Origin of the sequence: Mangrovibacterium diazotrophicum (genome assembly GCF_003610535.1) — a bacterium.
In the GTDB taxonomy this organism is placed as follows: Bacteria; Bacteroidota; Bacteroidia; order Bacteroidales; family Prolixibacteraceae; genus Mangrovibacterium; species Mangrovibacterium diazotrophicum.
The window spans coordinates 45,537-70,553 of the sequence record NZ_RAPN01000006.1 but is presented as its reverse complement, the minus strand read 5'-3'; the positions used below and the strand labels follow the sequence as shown (position 1 = coordinate 70,553).

The window sequence follows — 25,017 nt, the reverse complement described above, 5'->3', positions numbered from 1 at the left end:
ACGGCAAATGTAGCATAAAAAAAGAAAGGCATTTCTTAAAAAGTGTTATTCTCCGGTTTTGGTCGAAGGCGATTTGAAGCCCCGGCAATGACCGTTAGATTGAATTATGGACTTAAATTTTACCTTTGCATCATTCTTTAACATCATTCTATGAAAAAGCAGGCATGGCTGTTGCCACTCATCTTAATTTGTTTGTTGGTAAATGTTTCGGGGATGCTAACCCCACTAGTGGTCAATGCTGCAAAATATGCGCAGGTAGCCCGCGAAATTTTAGCCAACCACGATTGGGTAAATATGACCATTGCACACGAGCCTTATGAGCAAAAACCACCCATGTTGTTTTGGATTGGTGCTTCGGCCTTTTGGTTGTTCGGCAAGTCGGCTGTGATCTATAAAGCTGCAGTGCTGCTGTTTTCGCTGATCGGTGCTTTCGCCACTTTCAAGTTAGGCGATCTGCTTTACAACCGGCGTACCGGGCAGGTGGCTGCTTTTTTCTGGATAACCAGCCTCGGCTTTGTACACTTTAACAGCGATATTCACACGGATACCTTGCTGGCAGTGCCTGTGATGCTGGCGATTTGGCAATTTGCCGCTTACTTCAAATTGAAACGCGAACTGAATTTTTACCTGGGCGTGGTGTTTGTTGGTTTAGCAATGCTGACAAAAGGTCCCGTCGGGATGGTCATTCCCGGAGCCGCTGTTGGTGCGCATCTGTTGCTGACCAAAAACTTCAAGGGCATCTTGAATTACCGTTGGTTGCTGGCCATTCCGTTGGCATTCATTATCATCCTTCCCGCTTTGATTGGTTTGTTCCAACACTTCGGGATAGAAGGGATTAAATTCTATTTCTGGACCAATAACGTCGGGCGGGTAACTGGTAGCTACAAAGGAACCAACTCCGATCCTTTCTTTTACATCCATACCACACTTTGGATGATTGCTCCCTGGATGGGTTTCGGATTTGTTGGCCTGTTTATGCAGCTGCGTGAGAAAATACTGAGACGTACGCCTGCCGACGTCGCAAATGAATATTACACCCTAGGTGGAATCCTGTTTTACTTGATCATCGCTTCGATTGCGAAGCAGAAGAACCCGCATTACGAGATGGCTGTTTTGCCGTTGATCCTGGTAATTGGTGCACGTTGGGCACTGGAGATTTATGAGAAAAGCAAGCTCCGCATGCTGAAAAAAATAATGTCGGGTATTCACCTGTTCATCGGTGTTGTACTGGTAGTTTTCGTATATCCGTTCCTGGTGTATTTCTTCCCCGATGCCAAAATTTGGGTCTGGTTTGTAGTGGTGGTTTTAACAGGTTTCTATATCTACACAATCACTTGGAAAGTGACTTTGCACAAACAGCTAACCAGCCTTTTCCTGGCGATTTCAATTTTCATGTTCACGCTGAATGCGCATATCTTGCCACGACTGGCCGTTTATCATTCACCGTTGAGAGCCTGCGAAGTTTTCAATGAAGAGGCGAAGCCGGAAGCCGAACTGCATATCTTCACCCAACAAGCCCGCTATTGGGGAATCTTCTTCTATGCTAAAAATTACGGTCGTTACCTGATTACGGAAGAGGATCTGCAAAATGCCAAACTGCCTGCTGGCGATTGGTTGTATACCAGTGCCGAAGGTTTAACACAACTGGACGAAATGCAGGTGCCGTATAAATTGGTGGAAGAAATGGATCACCGGAGTTTGTCGCGGATTTCGATGAAATTCATCAATCCGAAAACGCGCGCCAGCAAAACAGAGAAACGCTATTTGGTCGAGTTGGAATAACAAGATCAATCCATAAAATGAAAAGGCCTGAAGCTGCGTTAGTTTCAGGCCTTTTTTTATTTAGAAAAGATCTTTCTTTCGGAAAATGAAGACACCCAGCCCGGACATGAACACGGAGATGGCAATGATGATCGGGAAAGCCCACTTTGAATTTTCAAAGGCATTCGGGACATTCATTCCGTACAAACTGGCAATTAAAGTCGGGATCATCAAAATGATGGAAATGGAAGCCAGCTGCTTCATCACCACGTTCAGGTTGTTTGAAATCACCGATGCAAAAGCATCCATCATGCCTGCCTGGATGTCGGAGTAGATTTGCGACATTTCCAAAGCCTGCTTGTTTTCGATGATCGCATCCTCCAGCAAATCTTCGTTCACCTCGTTCAAATTTCGTTTGAGGCTGTTCCGCAACTTGGCCAGTACAATTTCATTGGCTTTCAGTGAGGTGATGAAATAAACCAGGCATTTCTCCATTTTAAGCAGTTTGTTCAGCTCTTTGTTCTGAATGGAGCGCTCCAGCTCATCCTCAATCCGCGCAGTCTGCTGATTGATTTGCTTCAGGTAACGCAGGTAAGTGGTTCCCGAGCGCAGGAATAGCTTAATGATGAAATTGACCTCATCGTGAATCAGCTGGTTTTGTCCACGGTAAAGGGCTGATTGTTCAAAGGGCAAAACCTCGTTCGGTGTTGAGCAAAGTGTGATAGTAACACCGTTGATGGTGACAATTCCTAAAGGCAAGGTGTTGTAGGGAACGCCATTGTGCGGGCTTTCAACCGGAATACGTAAGATGATCAGTGACCAATCGTCGTCAATTTCGTAACGCGGTCGTTCATCCACGTCGAGAATATCCCGGATCAGATCCTCGGGAACATCAAATTCTTCTTGTAATTGCTGAATTTCGGCGGGTGATGGTTGAACAACATTGATCCAACAACCTTTTTCTGCTTGCGGAATTTCAATGTATCCACCGAAGCTTTTGAAGATTTTTAACATGTGCGTCCTCCTTTTCTTTTTGTCTGCAGGAGGACATAAAACGTCAGGCCTCCTACAGCGAGGTTAATATTGGAAATTTCTTATAATACGGGCCTTCGTCCATTTGTATTTTTTTGCTTTGAGCGCCGCAAAAGTACGGTTTAATTTTCGAAGAGGCGTGGGGATTGGGAATTAATTTTTGTTAATGGATTCGGGCTTTGTACGATTTCAGACTTTAATGTCTTGATCTGTTTTGGGTTGTGGCCGAAAGTGAAGCACGAGAAAAAGGAAGTATTATTCTTTCTCCCTTTTGTTATCGCCAAATCCGGGGGAATTGAATGTTTGTCGCAGGCGATATTAACAGGAATAATTCGACTCCGCCCGAAGTCGCAGAAATGGTGCTTTACGATTTGCTATAAATATGGGATGCCGCCGGCATCCTTCAGGTAGGGGAAAGCTTGAATCAGAGAAGCCTGATGTAATCAAGGACGGGAGGAGAGGATTGGAACTTTTTGAGGGTTTTCCCTTGTTGTCATGGTTCTCATAAGTTATCCGTTTGTTGTCCCTTTTATCTGATTACTTCGCGTCTTTGCGTCTTCGCGTGCATCGGTGGCAAAAAAAGGAGCACCGCAGTACTCCTTTCGTCCTAAATTATCTAAAGTATCCGGTTAACCCTCGAGGAAATAACTGGTTTCCTGTAATTGCTCAGTAAACAGTTCAATGTTGGGGATTCCCAATTTTTTCCCCTTAGCAATCAAAAGACCTTCTTTTTTTAAGGCTGAAATGACGCGGATCACCTGGTCGGTTGATGTGCCGGCAAATTCAGCAATATCGCGGCGCGAGAGGGTCATGTTGATGAAACCATCGGTTTGCCCGAACTTACTCTCGATAAACAACAAGCCGTTGATCACGCGCTCGCGCACCGACATTTGTACAAATCGCTTGGCATTGGCTTCGCTTTTTTGCAGTTGATCGGCATAAAACAACATAAAATCGAACATGAGCGGTGGCGCTTTGTGCAGCATTTCAATTAGTACATCGGTTGCGAAATTGCACAAAATGGTATCCTTCAACGCTGCTGCGCTGATATCGTAAACATAGTTGGTACCGAATCCCCGATGTCCGACAATCTCGCCGTTTTTTGAAAAACGAATGATCTGCGATTCTTTGTTGGGGGTTTGGCGGTACACTTTCACCGCTCCCTGGTAAATAAAGTAGAGTCCGCTTACAGGTGCTCCTTCCAGGATAAATTGCTGTCCCTGATTGCAATTGAAGGTGTTTTTTCGATGAAGATATTCACGAACAGCTTCATTGTCAATGTGCTTTTTGATCAGGCAATTGGAGTTCACACAGGTCAGGCATCCGTAATTATTTGCTTGCATAGTCTAATATTAATGATCCAGAAATGTCAGTAGCTGCTGACGGTATTTGTAAAAGTCAGGATGTTCAACAACCGTTTTGCGGTCGCGCGGACGGTTTAATTTGATGTTGGCCACCTCGCCGACTTTCGCGTACGGGCCAGAGGTCATCATAATCACACGGTCCGAAAGGAAGATGGCTTCATCAACGTCGTGTGTTACCATGATCGCGGTAATCTGTTCTTTCGACCACACGTCAATTAACACGTCCTGCAGCTCCACGCGGGTCATCGAATCGAGCATCCCAAACGGTTCGTCAAGTAATAAAACTTTTGGCTTTAATGCAAATGCCCGGGCAATGCCCACACGTTGTTTCATCCCTTGCGACAAGTCTTTGGCCTTCTTATTGAACGAGTCGCCCAGACCAACTTTGCTGAGGTAGTATTTGCAAATATCCTGGCGCTGATTGGAGGTGGCGTGCGGAAAAACCTGCTTCACCCCAATCAATACATTTTCCAGTGCTGTCATCCAGGGGAACAGGCTGGGGGATTGGAAAACCACGGCCCGGTCAGGTCCCGCTCCCTGAATCGGGTCGTTGGCTACCGTGATCGATCCGGAGGTGATGTCGTTCAGGCCGGCAATCATCGTCAGAAGCGTTGATTTGCCGCAGCCCGAGTGTCCGATAATCGATACAAATTCGCTTTCTTTTACCTGTAGCTGGAAATTCTCCAAAACCACAAAATCTCCTTTGGGTGTGGGATATGCCTTTTTGATATCGCGGCATTCCAGCATCACTTTTTCTTCAGTCAGAACTTCCATTATAAATTTGGTTTTGGGTTAAACAATTTTCCGGTTCCCGGAATCTTGGGTTCCAGCATCGGTAAATCATATTTTTTCGCATTGGCAACAACTCGGTGTTTCCCGATTTCCATCAGGTAGTTGTTGATGTCGTTGCGTTCCTTTTTAAAGTTGTCGTCCGAGTTGATTGCCGCCTTGTCGCGAGGCCGTGCGAATCCAATCGGGAATTCGGTTCCCAGGGTTGCTTTGGGACCTGGTTTCAACGGAATCACCCGGTCGGCCAACAGGATGCCTTCATCCACATCGTTGGTAATCAAAAGCACCGTTTTCTTCGACTCGCGCCAGATACGTTCAATCTCGATTTGAAGTGATCCGCGGGTCAAGGCATCCAAAGCACTCAACGGTTCGTCAAGCAACAAAACTTCCGGATCCATTGCCAGGGCACGGGCAACCGATACGCGCTGGCGCATACCACCCGACAGCTCCGACGGCTTTTTGTGCAAAGCCGGGCTGAGGTTCACCATTTCGATGAAGTGCTCCACATGCCGTTGGCGTTGCTCTTTGTTCATTTTTGGGAACACTTGTTTAACGGCCATATCCACATTGCCCGAAACACTGAGCCAGGGAAGCAGCGAGTAGTTTTGAAATACCACGCCGCGGTCGGGGCCGGGACCTGTGATCTTTTCGCCTTTCAGCAGAATCTCACCCTGGTCCGGTTCAATCAGTCCGGCAATCAGGTTGATGAGGGTGGTTTTGCCGCTACCGGTAAATCCAACGATTGCAATAAATTCGCCCTCTTCAACAGTGAGATTTATATTTTTCAGGACTTCGACGCGGTTGGCGCCTTGCCCGTAACTTTTCGATACATTGCGTAGTTCTAAAAATGCAGCCATGATAATTCGTTTAAAGTTTTAAGTTTCGAGTTCCGAGTTTCAAGTTTGAAAAGCGAGCTTAGAGAGGGAGCGTTGGGTGAGTGAGAGTTCCAAACTCCAATCTTTCTACTCCTGTCTCACTACTCTTCTAGGCTTTATTCTCGTAGCTCACGGCTTTCTGAACCAACATCATAACGCGATCCAGTGCGAAACCGATACCACCAATTACAAACATGGCTACAATGATTTTCGCGTTCGAGTCACTTGAACCGTTTTGGAATTCTTCCCAAACAAATGATCCCAAGCCCGGGCTTTGAGCCAACAATTCAATTGCAATCAATACCATCCAGGCTACCGAAAGGGTGATTCTCAATCCGGTAAAGATTAGCGGGATGGAAGATGGCAGGATAACTTTAAACACATTGCTGATAACGCCTAAACGCAATACGCGTGATACGTTGAGGTAGTCTTTGTCGACCGACGATACACCTACCGAGGTGTTCACGAGCGTTGCCCACATACTGCAAAGCCCGACACTGATGAAGGAAATCACAAAGGATTTGTCCATATCGGCTGTAGCAAGAATTGTTTTAACCACCATGGAAACCAACAGCAACCAAACTACGGGCGAAACCGGTTTGAAGATTTGAATCACCCAGTTGAGGGCGGTGCGCAATGTCTCGCTCAAACCTAAAACAATACCGGCCGGGATGGCAAAAAAGGCAGCTAAAAGGAATCCGGCGAACACCGTTTCTAGGCTGGTCATAATTTGATCCACGAATGACGGACGTCCGGTGTAGCGAATTGGAGCCAGGCCTTGTGTTTCTCGTTGCGCGTTGATGGCAGCAGTTTTTTCCTTGAATGCCGCTTTGTCGGCGCTGATCATTTTGTGGTCAGCGACCAGTGTTTCCGCAGCACGCCAAACATCCGACGGTGATGGCAAGGAGTTCGGTTTGCAGCTCAAATCGCCCGAGTCGATACATTCCTGCATTTCCAGGGCGGCGGCATCGCCGAGTGTTTCGCGTGTTTTTTCAATCTTGCGGTCGCGTTCAATATTGTACAGGTAGCTCGAAAAGAAGTTCGCAATTCCTAAAAAAAGGAGTACTGATACGATCGGGATGACCACTTTTTTCAACACCAGGCCACCGTTTTTCTTCGGTTCAACACCCTGAAACAGTTTTATTAAAGGATCCAGAAAACTGAATCCGAGCCATCTGAATGAGGCTATTATTGCTTTTCCCATGATGAATGTCTTTTTTGAGTTGGTTAAATTCTGAATGACTGAAAATGATTTGGACAAGTCGGCGAAGTGGAAGGTACAGCGTGTAAATCCGGATTGCTGTACCTTCCTGAAATTCACCAACTAAAAAACTGAGATTTTGATGTTTCGAGTTTCGGGTTCTGAGTTTGTCGTTTGGGGTTTCTTTTTAGTAACTCAAAACTTTAAACTCGTAACTTGAAACTAAATATCTTTATTACCTATTTTGAACTTTGTCAGGTAATCGTTTGGCTTTTTGCCGTCGTATTGAACACCATCGATAAAGTCTGTGGTTGCGGGTTTGAAACCGTCGGTTTCAGGAATATCCGATGCCGGAATTTTACCTTCTTCAACCAACAACTCAGCTGCTTTTTTCCAGATCTCGGGGCGGTAAACCTTTTTCGCTGTTTCCAGGTACCAGTCATCTGATTTTGCTTCCGGAATTTGACCCCAGCGACGCATTTGAGTCAGGAACCAAACAGCGTCTGAGTAGAACGGATACGTTGCATTGTAGCGGTAGAATACGTTGAAGTCGGGCAAAGAACGCTTGTCGCCTTTTTCGAATTCGAATGTTCCGGTCATCGAGTTGGCAATCACAATAGAATCGGCTCCAACGTAGTCAGGTTTCGAGAGGATACCAACTGCTTTTGGTCTGTTGTTCGGATCATCCAGCCATTTGCCGGCACGAATCAACGCTTTGGTTACAGCCACAGCTGTATTCGGGTTCTCGTCGATGAATTTTTGGGTCATCACGAAGACTTTTTCAGGGTTGTTTTTCCAGATCTCGTAGTTCGTTACCACCGGCACACCAATTTGCTTGAACACGGCTTGCTGGTTCCAGGGTTCACCTACACAGTAGCCATAAATAGTTCCGGCTTCCAGTGTTGCAGGCATTTGTGGTGGAGGGGTTACCGATAACAAAACATCAGCGTCAACCTGCCCCTGGATGTTGTCGGCCGTGTACATGCCCGGGTTGATTCCGGCAGCTGCCAGCCAGTAACGAATTTCGTAGTTGTGGGTTGAAACCGGGAATACCATCCCCATTTTGAACGGGTTCCCGTTGGCTTTGTATTCTGCAATAACAGGCTTCAACGCGTCAGCTTTAATCGGGTGAACCGGTTTGCCATCGGCGTCAGTCGGAACGTTGGCTTTCATTTTATCCCAGATGGCGTTGGAAACGGTGATCCCGTTTCCGTTCAGGTCCATTGAGAATGGGGTAACCAGTTGTGCCTGGCGACCGAAACCTGCTTGTGCTGCGATCGGCTGACCAGCCAACATGTGCGAGCCATCCAATTCGCCGTCGATAACACGGTCGAGTACGTTTTTCCAGTTTGACTGAGCTTCGATTGTTACGAACAGGCCTTCCTCTTCAAAATAGCCCAGCTCTTTCGCGATCGCTAACGGAGCCATGTCTGTCAGTTTGATGAAGCCAAATGTCAACTGCGGTTTTTCAATGATCAAAGCTGATTTTGGAGCTTCGGCAGAAGTTGATTCAGCTTTTTTACCGGAGCCGCCGCACGATTGCAGGAACAAAGCGGTAGCCATTGCCAATGCCGGAATTTGGAGGTTTTTCAATTTTAACATGATATTTTGTTTTTGTTGTTTGCTTTTTGTTGAGTTTCGAGTTTCGAGTTTCGAGTTTTTGTCTTAAAATCTCGTTTCTCACGACTCAAGTCTCTTATCTTCTTCTTATAAGAACTTAGGTGAGAAGTTGATCATCAACCAACCCCAGCTTTGCATGCCGCCGATTTTAGCTGTCGGATCGCCCAATTTCAGTTGTTTCATTGTGTCGGAGATACCGAACATTTGAGAGTAGCCCGCGCTCAGTACAACACCTTTTGTCAGTGCATAATTGAATACAAGGTCAAGTTCTGTACCCAGGTAACCGTCGTAGCTTTCGCCGGTTGTTGCGTTGGTACGGGCTTCCGGAGCCGAGAAGTAATGCAGGTGACCAACCAGTTTCGCTTTTTCGCTCAGTTTGAACGCTGTTTGCAGGTAAATATCTACCAAACCGGCGCTTTTTGCATCAACGCCACCGTGACCGTTTCCGACGTAGAAATAATCCATGAAACCGTAGAATTTGTGGTTGGTTCCGTATTTCGGAGCCCATCCTTCTACTTTATCAGTAGTCGATTCGTCGTCGCCACTCAGGTAGTCAACACCGAAAAGCGGAGATCCGGTAACACCTGTGAATTGCACGTAGGCATTAGCCATGTAGCCGCTCAAGTCAACTTTCGAGTATTCGCCGTCAGTTTCGGTTTTGCCGTTAGCACCTCCTGTGTAGAAGAACTGTCCGCCGAATTTTACTTTTCCGGCTGTAAAGTTTGGGGTAAAACCGAATGTTGTATTGCTGTAGTTTTCGCCTGAAGTGGCGTCAACATCGTAAATATCATCCAATAACATGAAGGCCAGGTCGCCTGATTTCAAGGTCTTTTTATAGTACGCCATCAATTGCGCTTTTGGCAACGCCAGGTTGAAAATACGGGTGTTTGTGCCACCGCCGGTTGTAATAACGTAGGCGTTTCCAACCAATTTGGCAGGTTCTGGTGATCCGTCGCCGTAACCGGCCTGGTTCCAGGCAGCCATCAGGTCGAACTGGTTTCCTTTTTCATCTTTATATAAATACCGCAATGCATCCAGCGAGCGACCTTGTGCCGCCCAGTCGAGGCTACCGAACAAACGGTGTCCGTCGTAAATGACTTCCTGGCGACCAATGCGGAACGTTGATTTTCCGGAAGCGTAATATTCGCCGTATGCTTCGTGTGCACTCAGTAATTGGTCCGATTTGTTGATCTGACCAGTTTCACCCCAAATCCGAACATCCTGGATCGATAATTTGAAGGCGTATTTTTCGGCTTTGTAACCGGCAACCAATCGGGTGCGTTGCTCCGTGAAAACGGCAGGTTCCTGATCGGGTAAGATTGGTTTTTTAAAACCATTACGAAGTTCAGTGCGCGGACGGAGTTGTCCTTCGAGAGTAAATTGTGCATAGCTTGCACCAGCTGTCAATACCAAAACGATTAAAGCAAATAAGGTTTTCATACGATAAGAGTTTTAATTTTAATTGCTAAATGGAGTCGGTTGAACGTCTTTTTGAATTCTTTGGGCTTTAACTGATTCAACCTGAAACCTACTTTCTGATCTGTTTTACTTATGTAATTCGATACAGTAAAAGTATGGGTTGAAAAACATGAAAAATATGGGATATGCACTGTCTTTTTAGTCTTTTTCACATGTGTTTTCAGACTATATGATATAAAAAAACCTGCCAAAAAGCAGGTTTAAAATATTTTTGTTTTGATTGTGAGCTATTTGTGATTTTAGCTTTGGATGAAATAATGATGCTCTGCGATCTCTTTTTTGAGAATATCCGCATCCGGAACTCCGATTTTTTTGCCCGAAAGAAGGATTAATTCTTCTTTTTTCAGGGACGAAAGTACGCGGATGACTTGTTCTTCTGTTGTCCCGGCAAAATCAGCAATTTCTTTGCGGCTAAGCGTGATGTTGATGAAGTTTTTCTTCGACCCAAATTTTCGTGTAATATAAAGTAGTGCATCGATTACTTTTTCACGAACGGTCATGTGCGCAAACATGCGGACTTTGGTTTCGCTGCGGTGCAGTTCTTCGGCGTAAAACGAAATGAAGTCGTAGGAGAGTTTGGGTAAGTTGAGCAGCATCTCTTTCATCACTTCCATCGAGAAGTTGCAGACGATGGTGTCTTCCAGGGCTGAAGCACCAATCGGGTAGTACTGATGGGTACTGAAGCCACGCTGTCCCAGCATTTCTCCTTCCTTGGCAAAACGCAGAATCTGTTCCCGCCCGTTGATGCCGGTGGTTAATACTTTGACTCTTCCGGAATAAACAAAGTACAACCCGTGGATTGGCGAGCCTTCGATGATAATGTTTTGACCTTTTCGTGCGGGGATCGATACTTTACGACTCAAGTAAGATGTAATACCCGGATCTCCGCAATGCTTTTTGATCAGGCATTCCGAATTTGAACAGCTCAGACAATCGATGCGGTGTTTAATCATGACGCTTATTTCCTAGGTGGTGAAAAAACTTCGGTTTCGATTTTATTTCGGTTTGAAAAATCTTCAGAGATCAATCGTATTTAAACGATAGGGTCGGCATATTTCCCGATGAACAAAACAGCAGGAGTGGACGGTTTCTTTTCAAGAATGCATTGCTCAACATTACTGATGGTACAACTCAGCAGGCTTTGCGCTTCCTGCCCAACGTGGCTCATCACCTGAACGGGCATTTGCGGATCCAATCCGGCTTCAATAATGGAGCCTGCAAGCAAACCAATATTCTTGAACCCCATGTAAACGGTAACCGTTCCGCCGGCTTTCAGCACTTCAATCACACTTTCAATGTTTGAAAGCGAGTCGTCGGTGCGGTGTCCGGTGTAGAAAAGTACCATCGGGCTTTTTTGGCGTTCGGTAATCGGAACTTCGAGCAGGCCGGCTGCAGCAACTCCCGCTGTAATTCCGGGAATCACTTCGTAAGTCAGCCCTTGCTGTTTGCAGAAACGAATTTCTTCGGCTCCGCGTCCGAACACCATCGGATCACCGGCTTTCAGACGAACAACTTTTTTGCCCAGTGCAGCCAGTTCCGCCATCTTCAGATGAATATCATCCTGGCGTTTGGCCTGGCATTGGCCGTCACCCTGAAATTTGCCCGCGTAGATCATTTCGGCGTCTTCGCGAGCTAATTTCAGAATATCGTAACCATGCAGAGCATCGTACAGTACAGCGTCTGCTTCGCTCAGGCGTTTGTGCGCTTTAACGGTCAGCAACTCCGGATCTCCCGGCCCTGCGCCAACGATTGATATTAAGTGTGTTGTTGTCATTCTCTTGTAATTCCGTTTCTGTTCAAATTGAATTGATCAGTCTCCACGTTTACTTCTTCCTTTTTACTTTCTCTGTTTGCCTTATATCCCTTCTTCGCCGTATTGGCTGAAATCGAGAATTTCTTCGATGTGCTGATCCAGGTAGTCGCGCAAATGATTACGCAATTTGATGGATTTGAATACGTCGCGTCCGCTGGAGGCTACAGCCACCGTCATGTTTTTGTATTGATAGACGGCAGGAGAGACGTACTGGCACATTTTCGGCTTGTCGTGAATGTTGCAAAGTACTCCCTTTTGCTTGGCATCCCGCCGAATCTGGCAATCCAGTTTTTGATTGTTCGAACAACTGTACACCATGATGTAACCTTCCAGGTCCGACGGCTCATAAGCTTTTTGCTTGTAGGGCCAGCCACTGTTTTTAATTTCATCACAGATTTCCAGTGCCACGAACTCAATTTCAGCATCGAAGCGTTTCAGAATTGTTCCTTTGCTAAAGGCACTTTTCCCGGCTCCGATGATCAGGATTTTCTGGTTGGTAATGTCAAGCGATATGGGTAAATACTTGCGTTGCATAATTCAATTTTTCAAGGTTGGCCTGAAAGATAGCTGAATTTGGAAACAGTTGGAAACAGTTGAAAGTGTTGAATGCAGTTGAACACGATTGTTTTCAATGCTTCCCATTGCCTTCAAAGGCATTCAACTGCCTTCTTAATCAACTATTCAATCCCAACATAAACGAATCCGTCTTCTATTTTTACGGGATAAGTTTTCAATTGGTAACCTTCGTCGGTGAGGCATTTGCCATCTTCGAGCGAAAAAGTCTTTTTGTGGAACGGGCAAGCCACTTTGTGCAAACCATCCGAGTCGCCGGTGAGGCCACGCGAGATGGCCATTTCACCTTTGTGCGGGCAGCGGTTTTGTGTGGCGTACCAACGGCCTTCGTTCGTAAAGTTGAATACCGCGATTTGCTCACCATTGATCAGCACTGCAGCGCCGCCGTTCTGCGGAAAGTCTTCTACTGCCGCAGCTTTCACCCACTCTTTTACTGTTGTGATTACTTGTGTTTCCATAGTTGTTATGCTTTGGCGGGCATTTTTTGGCCACGCATCGGTACGTATTTGATGTTTTCGTCGATTTGATCTGAGTTGACAAAGTGGCGGAATTTCTGGCGCATTTCCGGGTTGCGGACAACAGTCGTCCACTCACATTGGTAATGCGAAATCAGTTCTTCCATTTCCTGCTCCAGTTTTTCGCCAATGCCCAGTGAGTCTTTCACAATGACGTCTTTCAGGTAGCCCAATCCGCCTTCCAGTTCCGACAGCCATTTGGAGGTCCGGGTTAACGGGCCGGCTGTTTTGATGTAGAACATCAGGAAGCGGTCGAGGTATTTGATGCAGGTTTCTTTGTCGAGGTCGGAAGCCAACAGGTCGGCATGGCGCGGGTTGGCACCACCGTTTCCACAAACGAACAAGTTCCAGCCTTTATCGGTAGCAATGATGCCGAAGTCCTTGCCGCGTGCTTCAGCACATTCGCGTACACAGCCCGAAACGCCGCCTTTCAATTTGTGCGGAGAACGAAGTCCCTTGTAGCGGTTTTCAACGTCGATAGCAAAAGTCACCGAGTCGTCCATTCCGTAGCGGCACCAGGTTGAACCAACGCAGCTTTTTACGGTTCGCAATGCTTTACCGTAAGCGTGTCCGCTTTCAAATCCGGCATCAATCAGTTCTTCCCAAATGTTAGGCAGCTGATCAACCCGTGCACCAAACAGGTCGATACGCTGGCCGCCGGTGATCTTGGTGTACAAGTCGTATTTCTTTGCTACTTGTCCAATCACAATTAATTTGTCCGGGGTAATTTCTCCACCCGGAATACGCGGAACAACGGAGTACACGCCGCGTTGCTGGATGTTTGCCAGGAAGCGGTCGTTGGTGTCCTGAATGGTATCGTGCTTGGCAATCACTTCGTTCCAGATGCTGGCAAGCAGTGATGCTGTAACAGGCTTACAAATCTCGCAACCAGAGCCTTTCCCGTGGGCATGCAACAGCTCATTGAACGATTTAATCTCGTTCACCTTGATCAGGTCATATAATTCCTGGCGGGTGTAGTTGAAGTGTTCGCAAATGGTTTTGCGTACTTCACGTCCCTGAGACTTCATGTAATGTGTCAGCAAATCGTCGATCATGGGCACACAGCCACCACAACCGGTTCCGGCTTTGGTACACCTTTTAATCAACGGAACTGCTTCGGCACCGTCTTTTTCAATGGCCTGCAAAATCTGACCTTTGGTGATGTTTTCGCAGGAGCAAATGACGGCTGAGTCGGGCAGGTCGCCAACGCTGATGCCGGCACCACCTTCGCCACCGCGGGCACCCAAAATGAAATCTTCCGGGTTTTCAGGCAGTACCATTTTGTTGTTCACCACCTGCTTCAGCATATTGTATTCGTCGGCCTCGCCAACCAAAATTCCACCCAACAGGTATTTGCCGTCAGCCGAAAGATTGAGTCGTTTATACACGCCGCGCGCCTTGTTTTCGTACACAATTGTTTTCATTCCTTCCTGTGCTGAAAGAGCGTCGCCGAAGCTGGCCACATCGGTACCGATCAGTTTTAGTTTCGACGACAGGTCGAAGCCAAGGAATTCGGCAGAGTCGCCTTGCAGGTTTTTAACCAGCACTTCAGCCATTTCGTAGCATGGCGCAACCAGGCCCCACACCATATTATGCACCACCACACATTCACCGATGGCAAAGATGTTGGGGTCCAGTGTTTCCATTTTACTGTTTACCACAATTCCACCACGAGCGTGCACTTCCAAACCTGCATTTTTAGCGAGTTCGTCACGCGGACGAATCCCGGCTGAAATCACGAGCAGGTCAGCGTCGATGCTGCTTCCGTCGGTAAATTTCAAACCTTGAATTGATCCATTCCCAACGATGCATTCGGTGCTTTTATTCAGTAAAACTTCCAGGTTGAATTCTTCCAGTTTCGACTTTAGGATTTCGGCGCCTTGCGGGTCAAGCTGACGCGGCATCAGGCGGGGAGCGAACTCCACTATGCTGGTTGGCAATCCGTCGTCGAGTACTGCTTTTGCAGCTTCCAAGCCCAAAAGTCCGCCGCCGATTACCGCCGCCTTTTTGGCTTCGGGGATGTAAGCTTTTATTTTGTCGATATCGTCGAACGTGCGGTACACGAACACACCTTTCTTTTCAACTCCCTGAATGGGAGGAACAAATGCAGATGAGCCGGTTGACAGCACGAGGATGTCGTAATGATAAGTCAAGTCTCTTTCCGACTGGATGGTTTTGGCTTCGCGATCGATGCCCGTAATTCGTTCATGCGTGCGCAGTTCAATTCCGTGTTCGGTATACCAGCCGGCCGGAGCCAACAACAATTCCTCCGGAACAGTTCCGGTGTAGTAGGAGGTCAGGTGCACCCGGTCGTAAGCAGGGTGAGGTTCTTCACCAAAAACAAGCAGTTCGTAGTCCTGAACCAGTGGAGATGCCACAAATTTCTCGCAGAATTTGTAGCCGGTCATCCCGTTTCCGATTAATACAATTCGTTTTTTCATGTGAGTTTTGTGTTATTTTGTTTTTATTATTTCGACGTTATTTCAGGTTGCCATGTAACTTTTTGGTTGGCATCCTGTTATTTCTTTTAAAATTGACAAGCATGTATAGTTCTGTTTACCCTGTTGCTGTTGAGGCTTTGAAAGCGGCTCATCAGCAAGATCCTAACCTGGAGGCCGAAGGCACACCGGCGGAGTTGTTGTATAGCCAGCGTTTGGCTGATTGTTTGCAGAAAGTTTATGCCGACGCTTCTGAAGCTTTGGCGATTTCTGCCTGGTGCCAACACCTGTTTCGCTGGGAAATTGCCCGCAGCACTTATCCAGAAGGACGAATCGGTTATTACCAGTGGCGTAACTTTTTGGGCGACTACCAAGCCGACAAGGCTGCTGTTATTCTGAAAGAAGCCGGTTACGCGGACGACTTTATTTCCGAAGTGCGCGACATCCTGAAAAAGCTGAATATTCATCGTTTGGATGAAGCCCAGAAATTGGAAGATGTTGTTTGCCTGGTTTTCCTCGAGAACTACATGGCTGATTTCATGCCCGGAAAAACGGACGAACAGCTGGTTCAGATTGTGCAAAAAACCTGGGGTAAAATGTCTGCTCATGGTCATGAAATTGCTTTACAGTTAAACTTGTCCGAGCCGGTAAAACGAATCGTTGGTATGGCTCTGGCTTAGTAATTAAAAACCTGAAAACGGTTTTCGTTAATGGCGAAAACCAACAGTTTTCGGGAGAGCACCTCACCATATCCGGTGATGATTTTCAGTACTTCGTTGGCTTGCAGGCAACCGGCAATTCCGGGTAGCACGCCTACCAAACCAATTTCATCAGTTTTGTACAGGCCGTCTTTCGGTAAGCTTGGATAAAGCTCGCCGAAAGACGCTCCTTCGCTATAGTTGAAGACAGTCACCTGTCCTTCGTAATTCAATACCGAAGCGTAGGCTAGCGGTTTTTTCAGCCTCGCGCTAACATTTCCAATCAGTGCGCGGGTGGCGTAGTTGTCGGAACAGTCGGCAACCACGTCGCAATCCGAAATCAATTCTTCTGCGTTTTCGCTTGTCAGCCGCGTGTTGTAAGCCAAAATCCGGATTTCGGGATACAACTCGACCAACCGTTGTGCGGCCATCTCCACTTTCCGTAACCCGACCTGGGCCGTGGCATACAGAATCTGTCGCTGCAGGTTCGAAGCACTTACCACGTCATCGTCAACAATGGCAATGGAGCCGACTCCGGCAGCAGCCAGGTAAGTCAGCAACGGGCTGCCCAAGCCACCGGCGCCAATTACCAGCACCCGTGCATTTTTCAGCTTTTGCTGACCGCTTTCGCCAATCTCGGCCAGCGAGATGTGACGAGAAAAGCGGTTGTGATCTTCTGTCGTCAAGGTTCTCATTTGGCGTATTGGTGTTTGTGTTCGTGATGATGCGGATGCGATGGAGAGCTGCAATCGCAGTTTTGTCCCCACTCGCTGGTTCCGTCAGCAAAAAACTCATGTTTCCAAATCGGCGCCTCGTATTTCACCCGGTCGATGATGTAACGATTTGCTTCGTAAGCAGCTGCACGGTGTGCCGAGCTCGTGATCACAACCACAGCACAGCCCGAGATTTCAACTTTTCCAACCCGGTGCACACAAATCGCTTTGTTCAACGGCCATTTTTCGAAAGCATCGCGCAGAATATCTGCGATCATTTTCTCAGCCATCGGTTCGTAAGCCTCGTACTCCAAATGGGTCACAGCTCGTCCTTTGTTGTTGTCGCGAACTTCACCGCTGAACAGGACAACAGCACCGCTGTTCGGATCGCGGAAATCGACGAACAGATCAGCATAATTGATGGTATCTGGCGTTAGATGTTGCATTTGAGTTTGGGTTATGTGTTACAAGTTTCGAGTTAATCGGCAATCACTAATCGTTAATCATTCTTCAATTCGCTTATCCTCCGCTTGAAGGAGGAACGATGAAAATCGGTTCATCCGAAGTCATTAGCGACTTGAGCGGAACGAAAGTCTGGCAAGCGGCGATGCGACAGCTATCCAGAATCTCGGTTGCTTCGGGATTGATCCTTTTCATTTCTTCCAACACGTTCTCGTAAGCCGTGGGAAGAACTAGGTTTAAGGTCAGCTCTCCTGCAAAGTATTTTTTTAAGCCGGCGAAACAGGTTACTTGAATGGTTGATTCCATCTGTTATCCTCCAATATTGCGCATCGACAGCTTGCTCCCGTGAAATTTCACAGGTTGTTTCAACAGCAGCAGTTGACGAAGCTTTTGTATTAATAAGTCCTGATCTTCAATGAACGGCGCCAGCTTTTCGCCATGGGCGTTACTCAGGCAGCCGAAAAAGTATCCGCGGCTGTCCATGCGCAGCCGGTTGCAGTCGTGGCAGAATGGGGTCGACTCGTTGGCAATAATGCCAAAGGTTCGTTGTCCTCCTGCCGACCAGTAGTGTGCCGTGTCCGAAGCTTTACGCTCCAGTGGTTGAATGTTGTAGCTCCGGGAGATCGTTTCGAGAATCTCTTTTTCGGAGAAGAACAATTCATTCTGTCCTTGGAAAAGGTGTCCCATTTTCATCAGCTCGAGGAAGCGAATTTTAACGCCAATTTTTGCTGCGTAGTCCAGCAGCGGAATGATTTGCGAATCGTTTTGTCCGCGCATAATCACGGCGTTCAGCTTCACATTCAAGCCTGCTTCAACAGCCGCTTCAATGCCATCAAAAACCTTTTGCGGATTCTGGTGGCGGGAAATGGTTTTCATTAAATCTGCATCAATGGCATCGAGGGACACGTTGATGGAACGCACGCCTGATTTACTCAACTGATTGGCTGTCTGCTTCAGGTAGTAGCCGTTGGTTGTCAGGCGAATATCTTCAATTCCGATGTTCCTGATCTGTTCGATCAGCGGGAACAAATTCATATAAAGCAGCGGTTCGCCACCGGTCAGGCGGATGCTCTTCAGTCCGCAAACACGGTGCACGGCTGCAATCAGTTTGGCAAAGTCGTTGGTATCCAATTGTTCCTCGCGGAAAGCCGGCACCAGGCTGTTTTGCGTTGCATCCGGTCCGGAGCTCACACAGTAGGTGCACGAAAAATTGCAGGTGTTCAGCAAGCTAACCCGCAGCTTTTCAAAACGTCTTCCCATATGATCTTCAATTCGATACATCTATTTTAGTTTTAAGCACTGATGGCTTCGGTTATTTCCAATTCGTTAAATGTTGATTTTGGCGATTCGCACACCTGACAGCAATAGGTCTCCGGTAACAGCACGAATGAAGTGCCGGCCGGGACATCGGCGAGCTGATCACCGTAGCGCTCGTCGTAAACCGTTTTGCAAAAGCTACACTGGTGAACCAGGCGTTTTGCACCCTTATTTTCTTTCTGGCGTCCGGTTATCTCCGGGTTTTTCTGCACAAACAAGCGGGCGTAGTAGCGTTTGGTCAATTCGCTCAACGCATTTGGTAACTCACTTTTACTGAGGCGTGATTGAAAAGTCAGGTAGTGGTTGCTGTTTGGGTTGAAATCATATGCATGTTCGACACTGTAATTGCTGGTGAAATCGAACCTTCCCAGGAAAGGCAACCGACCATTTTTGCGAATGACCACGGTTGTGAAATTTCCCGCGGTTTTGTTTTGAATGGCAAAGGAGAGCCCGAATGTACGGATGTCGAACTTGTCGAACTCGGAAACCAGGTAGCGTTTCAGCTTCAGAGCTTCCTTATCCAGCAATGGCAAATGCCAGTTCAGCTCGAACGATGAGTGGCGCATGTTAATGCCGTAGCGACCAATCAACTCGTCCCAATACTTTTTGTCTTTAGCCTCAATATCCTTGATCAGGAACGTTTTCCAGGGGGTAAAGCTGATCTTTCCCACATTGGTTTTCATGCACAGCTCGCAAACCTCCTTCAAAAATTGAATTGGATATTGGTTGCTTCGCCAGTAAAAACCAGCCCAATACTGGCTTTTGCCGTCCATTTTTACCAGCCCCTCGTAGTACGGGAAAAAGCCTTTTGGCAGCGTTATCTTCGAATCCTTGTCCAGCGTGTTTTTTTGCAGGTTGGTCGAAGCCAAGGCTGTGCTTAGTTCGTTCACCGATTTCAATTGATCGACTAAAATCAGGTTTTCAAGCTTCGCTGCAAATTCTGCAATGTCTTCGGTAAAAACCAAACCCGGCCAGCTTTCAGGGCTCTTGCCATCTTTCAGATTTAAAAACAGGTGCCAGTAGTTGGGCACATCTGAAGCAATGAAATTAATCTGGCCGTAAAATAGCGGAACCATGTTCTGCCGCGGATCCACAATGTTCACCCGAAGCTGGTGATCGAACGTGAATTGGTCGAGTATTTTCAGGAAGGTTCCTGAATACACCCAGTTGGTAGAAGGCAAAATATCGACACAAACGTAGGATGAAACGACATTTTGCAGCCCCGAGCTTCGCTTTTGGATTGAAATGCCCGAGCCTTCAATCTTTGGCGTAGCATCTTTGGGCAGATCGAAAAGGATGTCCTGCCGCGAGCCGAGCAGCACATGCTTGTTGCTGGCTTCTTCAGCCAGTTTCAGCACGTCGGCAAACAGGGCAGGCGACAGAACACCACCTTTGCTGAGTACACGGTAAAGATATTTGTTGTTTGTCTTTTTCATTTTAGTTACTGCTAACAGGTTCGAGTTCTTCTTTTAACAGCTTTTGAACCTCGGGGCGGCAGCTTCCGCATCCCAATCCGGCACCGGTTGCCTCGCAAACAGCATCCAGATTCTGACAACCGCCACGGATGGCTTTTTGAATATTGCCGGCTCCCACGTTGTTGCACGAGCAAAGCAATTTGCCCATGACCGGTTCCACCGGTTTGCCTGTTCTGAGCAGTTTGTTGCGTAGCCCGGCCAACTCCGTTTTTTGCACAATCAGTTTTTTGAACTCGGCAAATTCGGCTTTGTCACCCATCAGGATCGCACCCATTAAAACGTCATCCTTCACAATACATTTCTTGTAGTAGCGGGCAGCTTTATCGATGAAAACAACTTCCTCGAAACCTTTCGATCCGTCAGGAATGGAGGTCAGTCCAACAGAACAAAGATCAATGCCCGGGAATTTGAGGATGTTCATGGAAACCGTGCCGTAATATTCGCTCATCGGGTTGCCCAGTAGGTGGTTGGCCAATACGGTGGCTTGTTCCTCGGCAGCGGCAGTAATGCCGAAAAGGTTTCCGTTCAGTTCTGCAATTTCGCCAATGGCATAAATATCTTCACGGCTGGTTTGCAGATGTTCGTTAACAATGATTCCACGACGGGTGTCGACGACATTTTTCGCAAAATCGATGTTTGGTTTTGTACCGATGGCGAAAACAATGGCATCAAAATTCAGTCGTTTACCACTTTTAAAGCTCACCTGGTGTTGATCCTGCCAGTCATAATTGATTTGACTGAGTTCGTCGTTGAACAGGATTTGTACACCTTTTTCAGTGAGAATTTCTTTTAGAAGGATGGCCGAGTCGTTGTCGAGCTGGCGATCCATCAGGCGCGGGTTCCGATTTACCAGGGTTACGTTGACATCTAGCTCAAGCAGTGATGCTGCCATTTCAAGTCCCAGCAAACCGCCGCCCACAACCAATACGCGTTGATCCGCTTTGATCTCTTTACGGAAGCGATCGGCATCATAACGGTTCCGGATGGTGTAAGTTGACGGGAATTGCATCCACGCTGAGTTGGCAACATTGGGGCTCGAACCGGTTGCCAAAATGAGTTTTCCGTAGGTATAAATTTTACCGTTCGAGCATTTCACCGTTTTTGCCTCGGCATCAATCGACTTCATGCTCACACCAGCTTCAAGCTGAATATTCAGACTTTTGATTTCGTCGTCGTTCGTTTTTTGCAGGGCTTGCCAGCTTAGGCTACCTGAAATATAATCGGGCAACAAAACCCGGTTGTAGAACGGATGCGTTTCTTTTGAAATGACCAAAATCTGGTCGGCCTGATTTTTCTCGCGATAGCTGCGTACAAATTGAAGGGCAGCTGCGCCCGCACCAACAACAATGATTTGCTCGGCTGGCTTGGCATATTTTTCAATTTGAACAGTACTGTATTTGAAATCTGGTTCTTTCGATTTTGGGTCGACGCGATCGAAAGTCAAGTTATTTGTTCTTGCATGATTCCCGGCCAACACTTTTCCCCAGTGCATGGGCAGGAAAACAACGCCCGGACGAACTGTCTCGCTCACTTTGGCCGCAGCGTTCACTTCGCCCATCCGGTTTTTAATGGTGACGACATCGTCGTTTTCAATTCCCAGTTTTTCGGCATCGGTTGGGTGAATTTCCAGGAATGGTTTGTCGATGTGCTGCTGCAAACGTTTCACTTTACCTGTGCGCGTCATGGTGTGCCATTGGTCACGAATCCGGCCGGTTGTCAGGATGAACGGATAGTCATCGCTCGGTTTTTCCGAATCGTTGGTTGGCTCCACCGCAAACAGGTTTGCTTTTTGCGTGGGAGTGTAAAATTTCTTGTCTTCGAATAAACGAGCGGTGCTTCTGCCGTTTCTAAAAGGCCATTGCACCGACCCTTTTTCACGAAGGTGGTTGTAGCTCAACTCACCAATTGAAATGTTGGTGCCGAGTGTCAGCTGTTTATATTCGTCGAATACTTCTTGTGCATTTTTAAAGTTGAAGCCGGAGTAGCCCATTTTCCGAGCCACACGGCACATGATTTCAAAGTCGGGGAGTGCTTCGCCTGGTGCTTTTACGACTTGGCTCAGGTAGGTGATTCGGCGTTCCGAATTGGTCATTGTACCTTCTTTCTCTAACCAGCCGGCAGCCGGGAAAACAACGTCTGCAAAAGGCACGGTGTCCGAGTTTTTTGAGATGTCCTGAACCACGACGAACTTGGCGTTTTTCAAGGCACGCTCTACTTTGTGCGAGTTCGGCAGGCTCACCATCGGGTTGGTGCAAATCACCCAAACTGCTTTCAATTGGCCGCTTTCCAGAGCATCAATCATTTCGGTTGCACTGTAGCCCGGTTTGGCTGGTACTTCGGCAACGTTCCAAAATTCAGCTACTTCGCGGCGGTGTTTTTCGTTGTCCAAATTGCGATGTGCTGGTAATAGGTTACACATGCCGCCCACTTCGCGTCCACCCATGGCATTGGGTTGCCCGGTGAGCGAAAACGGTCCGTTACCCGGTTTGCCAATTTTGCCGGTGATGAGCGAAAGGTTGATGAGCGACAAGTTCTTTTTCACCCCAATCACACTTTGGTTGAGGCCCATGGCCCACATCGAAATAAAGCCTTTTGCTTCGCCGATGTACTTTGCTGCCAGTCGAATGTCGTCAGCTTCAAGACCACAAATTTCAGCGGCCTCTTCTACCGAAGTTGCCATCACTTCAGCCTGCATTTCTTCAATGCCGTTGGTGTGGTGACGGATGAAATCCCAGTCGGCATAGCCGTTTTCAAGCAGCACTCGGGCGATGGCATTGTTGAGATACACATCGGTGCCCGGTTTTAGTTGAAGGTGCAGGTCGGCCAATTCGCAGCTTTGTGTGCGGCGAGGGTCAGCAACGACGATCTTCACGTCCGGATTGGCGTTTTTTCGTGCTTCAATGCGGCGAAACAAAATAGGGTGGCACCAGGCCGGGTTTGCTCCGGTAATGAAGAAGCAATCAGCCAGGTCGATATCTTCGTAGGAGGCCGGAACAGCATCCTCTCCAAGTTGCATTTTGTAGCCAACTACTGCGGAACTCATACAGAGGCGCGAGTTGGTGTCGATGTTGTTGGTTCCCCAAAATCCTTTGGCCAGTTTCGAAGCCACGTAGTATTCTTCGGTGAGGCATTGGCCGGATACATAAAATGCCACCGAGTCGGGACCGAATTTCTGGATTAATGAGCTAAAAACGGTGGCTACGCGGGCGATTGCCTCGGGCCACTCCACTGTTTTAAGCGGGTGACCTTTCCCCAAACGCATTTGCGGAACCAACAGGCGGTCGTCCTGGTTGTTGACAACGTAGTGCAGATTCAAACCTTTGGAACACAGTTTTCCCTGGTTCACGGGGTGCTCCCGGTCGCCGCGCACTGTCACTTTCCCGTCGGGCATTTTTGAGACAATGATTCCGCAGCCTACTCCGCAATAAGAGCAAGTTGATTTGTATTCTCCGGCCTTCATGGTCTTAGATTTTATACATTCCTTTTTTAGCGTAGCTGTAGATGAAAACAGGCTTTGGCTGAACGACATCGTTAAGCGAATACACCTCTGAAAGTTCTTTGCGGGCTTCTTCTTCAGCCTCTTCTGTAAATCGAACCAGGAAGGCAAACAGAGAGATGACGCAGACAATTATCCCGATGATAAACAAAGCCTGCGGGTAGGAAACGTTTTCCATTTTGAACAGGAATCCTGCAGCAACTGCACCCGCGTTTCCGCCGGCACCAACGATTCCGGAAACAGTTCCGATAGCCTTCTTATTAATGAAAGGAACAACCGAGAAGGTGGCGCCTTCAGACATTTGGACGAACAGGCTGAACACAATCATGCTGAAAATGGCGATTGGCAGGATTGTCATTTTACTGAAGGCAATCAAGGCGAATCCTTCCAGCAAAAGAACAATAAAGAGGAAATAAACCCGGCCTTTCAATCCCCATTTGATACCGGCTTTGTCGCCGAAGATACCGCCCAGGGATCGTGCAAACAGGTTCATCAATCCGAATAAACCGGCAATTAAACCAGCTGTTTTTACATCGAGGTTGAAATAGTCTTTGTAATAAAGTGAGGCAATATTGTTGATGGTAAGTTCAATACCGAAACAAGCGCCGTAAATCAGGAACAAGCCCCAAACACGGTAATCTTTCAGCGCCGCCAGGAATTGTCCTTTTTCAGCTTTTTTCTTGATGGCAAAATCCGGATCTGCTTTCTTCAGATCTTTCAGGTTTCCTTCCGGGGTGTCGGTCGTAAATTTATAATAGACCAGCCCCATAATAATCATGAGTACTCCCGGAACAACCATGGCATAGCGCCAGGCCTCGCTGCTAACGTAGCCGAGAGACACAAAAGCAGCGAAAATAAGTGGCATCACCATTTGCGTTACTCCTCCGCCCAGGTTTCCCCAGCCTGCAGTAGTTGCATTGGCTGTACCAACCACATTGGGAGCAAACATCAGCGAGGTGTGGAATTGGGTAATCACGAAAGATGCGCCAATGACACCGATGAGCAAACGGAAAATCAGGAAAGATGTATAATCATTACTGAGCCCAATTAGCATGACCGGAAGCGACCCGATGATCAGCAGCCAGGTGTAAGTAATTCGAGGTCCTATTTTATCGGCAATCCAACCGATGAGCAAACGGGCGAAAATGGTAATCATCACCGAAGAGATGATGATGTTTCCGATTTGTGATTTGGAGAGCATCAATTCTTCACGAATAACAGCCATCAACGGAGCTACCCCAAACCATCCGAAGAAACAGAGGAAAAAAGAAAACCAGGTAATGTGAAAGGTTTTCATTTGGACAGATTTCAAACTGAACAAGTCAATTTTAGTTGCTTTTGAAGATTTAAAATTTTCCATACCGATCTGCTTTTTTACAAATAAAGGACTGATTTG

The 25,017-nt window shown here is 47.3% G+C and carries 21 protein-coding genes; 2 read left to right on the top strand and 19 right to left on the bottom strand.

Annotated features, from left to right (window positions below):
• Positions 1 to 150 precede the first annotated feature (150 nt).
• Entirely contained in the window at positions 151 to 1,782 is a 1,632-nt protein-coding gene (locus BC643_RS22635) for an ArnT family glycosyltransferase (protein ID WP_120275714.1), read from the top strand.
• Between the two features lie 60 nt (positions 1,783 to 1,842).
• Here BC643_RS22635 and BC643_RS22630 read toward each other — a convergent pair whose 3' ends face one another.
• From BC643_RS22630 to nirB, 12 genes are all read right to left on the bottom strand, one after another.
• Entirely contained in the window at positions 1,843 to 2,775 is a 933-nt protein-coding gene (locus BC643_RS22630; protein ID WP_120275713.1) for a magnesium transporter CorA family protein, read from the bottom strand.
• 647 nt (positions 2,776 to 3,422) lie between these two features.
• Positions 3,423 to 4,136 (bottom strand): Crp/Fnr family transcriptional regulator, encoded by a 714-nt coding sequence (locus tag BC643_RS22625; RefSeq protein WP_120275712.1) that lies wholly within the window; start codon positions 4,134 to 4,136, stop codon positions 3,423 to 3,425.
• A gap of 9 nt (positions 4,137 to 4,145) precedes the next feature.
• Positions 4,146 to 4,931, bottom strand: a complete 786-nt coding sequence (locus BC643_RS22620) for an ABC transporter ATP-binding protein (protein WP_120275711.1) — start codon at positions 4,929 to 4,931, stop codon at positions 4,146 to 4,148.
• Positions 4,931 to 5,803, bottom strand: coding sequence for an ABC transporter ATP-binding protein (locus BC643_RS22615; protein ID WP_120275709.1), 873 nt, complete (start codon positions 5,801 to 5,803; stop codon positions 4,931 to 4,933). Before BC643_RS22615 ends, BC643_RS22620 begins: the two co-directional genes overlap by 1 nt.
• Before the next feature lie 127 nt (positions 5,804 to 5,930).
• Positions 5,931 to 7,025 (bottom strand): ABC transporter permease, encoded by a 1,095-nt coding sequence (locus BC643_RS22610; protein WP_120275708.1) that lies wholly within the window; start codon positions 7,023 to 7,025, stop codon positions 5,931 to 5,933.
• A gap of 219 nt (positions 7,026 to 7,244) precedes the next feature.
• Positions 7,245 to 8,624: a CmpA/NrtA family ABC transporter substrate-binding protein gene (locus BC643_RS22605; RefSeq protein ID WP_120275706.1), complete on the bottom strand. Its 1,380-nt coding sequence runs from the start codon at positions 8,622 to 8,624 to the stop codon at positions 7,245 to 7,247.
• Between the two features lie 105 nt (positions 8,625 to 8,729).
• Positions 8,730 to 10,082, bottom strand: coding sequence for an alginate export family protein (locus tag BC643_RS22600; RefSeq protein ID WP_120275705.1), 1,353 nt, complete (start codon positions 10,080 to 10,082; stop codon positions 8,730 to 8,732).
• Positions 10,083 to 10,360: 278 nt separating this feature from the next.
• Positions 10,361 to 11,074, bottom strand: coding sequence for a Crp/Fnr family transcriptional regulator (locus tag BC643_RS22590; protein WP_120275702.1), 714 nt, complete (start codon positions 11,072 to 11,074; stop codon positions 10,361 to 10,363).
• 80 nt (positions 11,075 to 11,154) lie between these two features.
• Positions 11,155 to 11,895 (bottom strand): uroporphyrinogen-III C-methyltransferase, encoded by a 741-nt coding sequence (gene cobA, locus BC643_RS22585; protein ID WP_120275700.1) that lies wholly within the window; start codon positions 11,893 to 11,895, stop codon positions 11,155 to 11,157.
• Positions 11,896 to 11,976: 81 nt separating this feature from the next.
• Entirely contained in the window at positions 11,977 to 12,468 is a 492-nt protein-coding gene (locus BC643_RS22580; protein ID WP_245995053.1) for a precorrin-2 dehydrogenase/sirohydrochlorin ferrochelatase family protein, read from the bottom strand.
• A 143-nt stretch (positions 12,469 to 12,611) separates the two neighbouring features.
• On the bottom strand, positions 12,612 to 12,965 hold the full coding sequence (gene nirD, locus BC643_RS22575) for a nitrite reductase small subunit NirD (RefSeq protein WP_120275696.1): 354 nt from the start codon (positions 12,963 to 12,965) through the stop codon (positions 12,612 to 12,614).
• Between the two features lie 5 nt (positions 12,966 to 12,970).
• Positions 12,971 to 15,463, bottom strand: coding sequence for a nitrite reductase large subunit NirB (gene nirB, locus BC643_RS22570; RefSeq protein ID WP_120275695.1), 2,493 nt, complete (start codon positions 15,461 to 15,463; stop codon positions 12,971 to 12,973).
• A 101-nt stretch (positions 15,464 to 15,564) separates the two neighbouring features.
• Between nirB and BC643_RS22565 the strand changes: the two genes are divergently transcribed.
• Complete coding sequence (locus BC643_RS22565) at positions 15,565 to 16,140, top strand: DUF4202 domain-containing protein (protein ID WP_170154662.1); 576 nt, start codon at positions 15,565 to 15,567, stop codon at positions 16,138 to 16,140.
• Here the strand turns inward: BC643_RS22565 and BC643_RS22560 are convergent.
• From BC643_RS22560 to BC643_RS22530, 7 genes are all read right to left on the bottom strand, one after another.
• Positions 16,137 to 16,853, bottom strand: a complete 717-nt coding sequence (locus BC643_RS22560; protein ID WP_211338178.1) for a HesA/MoeB/ThiF family protein — start codon at positions 16,851 to 16,853, stop codon at positions 16,137 to 16,139. The two genes, BC643_RS22565 and BC643_RS22560, sit on opposite strands and share 4 nt — an antisense overlap.
• Positions 16,850 to 17,317 carry a molybdenum cofactor biosynthesis protein MoaE gene (locus tag BC643_RS22555; protein ID WP_120275691.1) on the bottom strand — a complete coding sequence of 156 codons (468 nt, stop codon included), beginning with the start codon at positions 17,315 to 17,317 and terminating at the stop codon, positions 16,850 to 16,852. Before BC643_RS22555 ends, BC643_RS22560 begins: the two co-directional genes overlap by 4 nt.
• 73 nt (positions 17,318 to 17,390) lie before the next feature.
• Complete coding sequence (locus BC643_RS22550; RefSeq protein ID WP_120275689.1) at positions 17,391 to 17,639, bottom strand: ubiquitin family protein; 249 nt, start codon at positions 17,637 to 17,639, stop codon at positions 17,391 to 17,393.
• 3 nt (positions 17,640 to 17,642) lie between these two features.
• A complete protein-coding gene (locus BC643_RS22545; RefSeq protein WP_120275688.1) occupies positions 17,643 to 18,614 on the bottom strand; it encodes a GTP 3',8-cyclase MoaA in 972 nt (323 codons plus the stop codon).
• Between the two features lie 11 nt (positions 18,615 to 18,625).
• Positions 18,626 to 20,086 (bottom strand): rubredoxin domain-containing protein, encoded by a 1,461-nt coding sequence (locus BC643_RS22540; RefSeq protein WP_120275680.1) that lies wholly within the window; start codon positions 20,084 to 20,086, stop codon positions 18,626 to 18,628.
• Position 20,087: 1 nt separating this feature from the next.
• Positions 20,088 to 23,585 carry a nitrate reductase gene (locus BC643_RS22535; RefSeq protein WP_120275679.1) on the bottom strand — a complete coding sequence of 1,166 codons (3,498 nt, stop codon included), beginning with the start codon at positions 23,583 to 23,585 and terminating at the stop codon, positions 20,088 to 20,090.
• A 4-nt stretch (positions 23,586 to 23,589) separates the two neighbouring features.
• A complete protein-coding gene (locus tag BC643_RS22530; RefSeq protein ID WP_120275867.1) occupies positions 23,590 to 24,918 on the bottom strand; it encodes an MFS transporter in 1,329 nt (442 codons plus the stop codon).
• Positions 24,919 to 25,017: the final 99 nt, after the last annotated feature.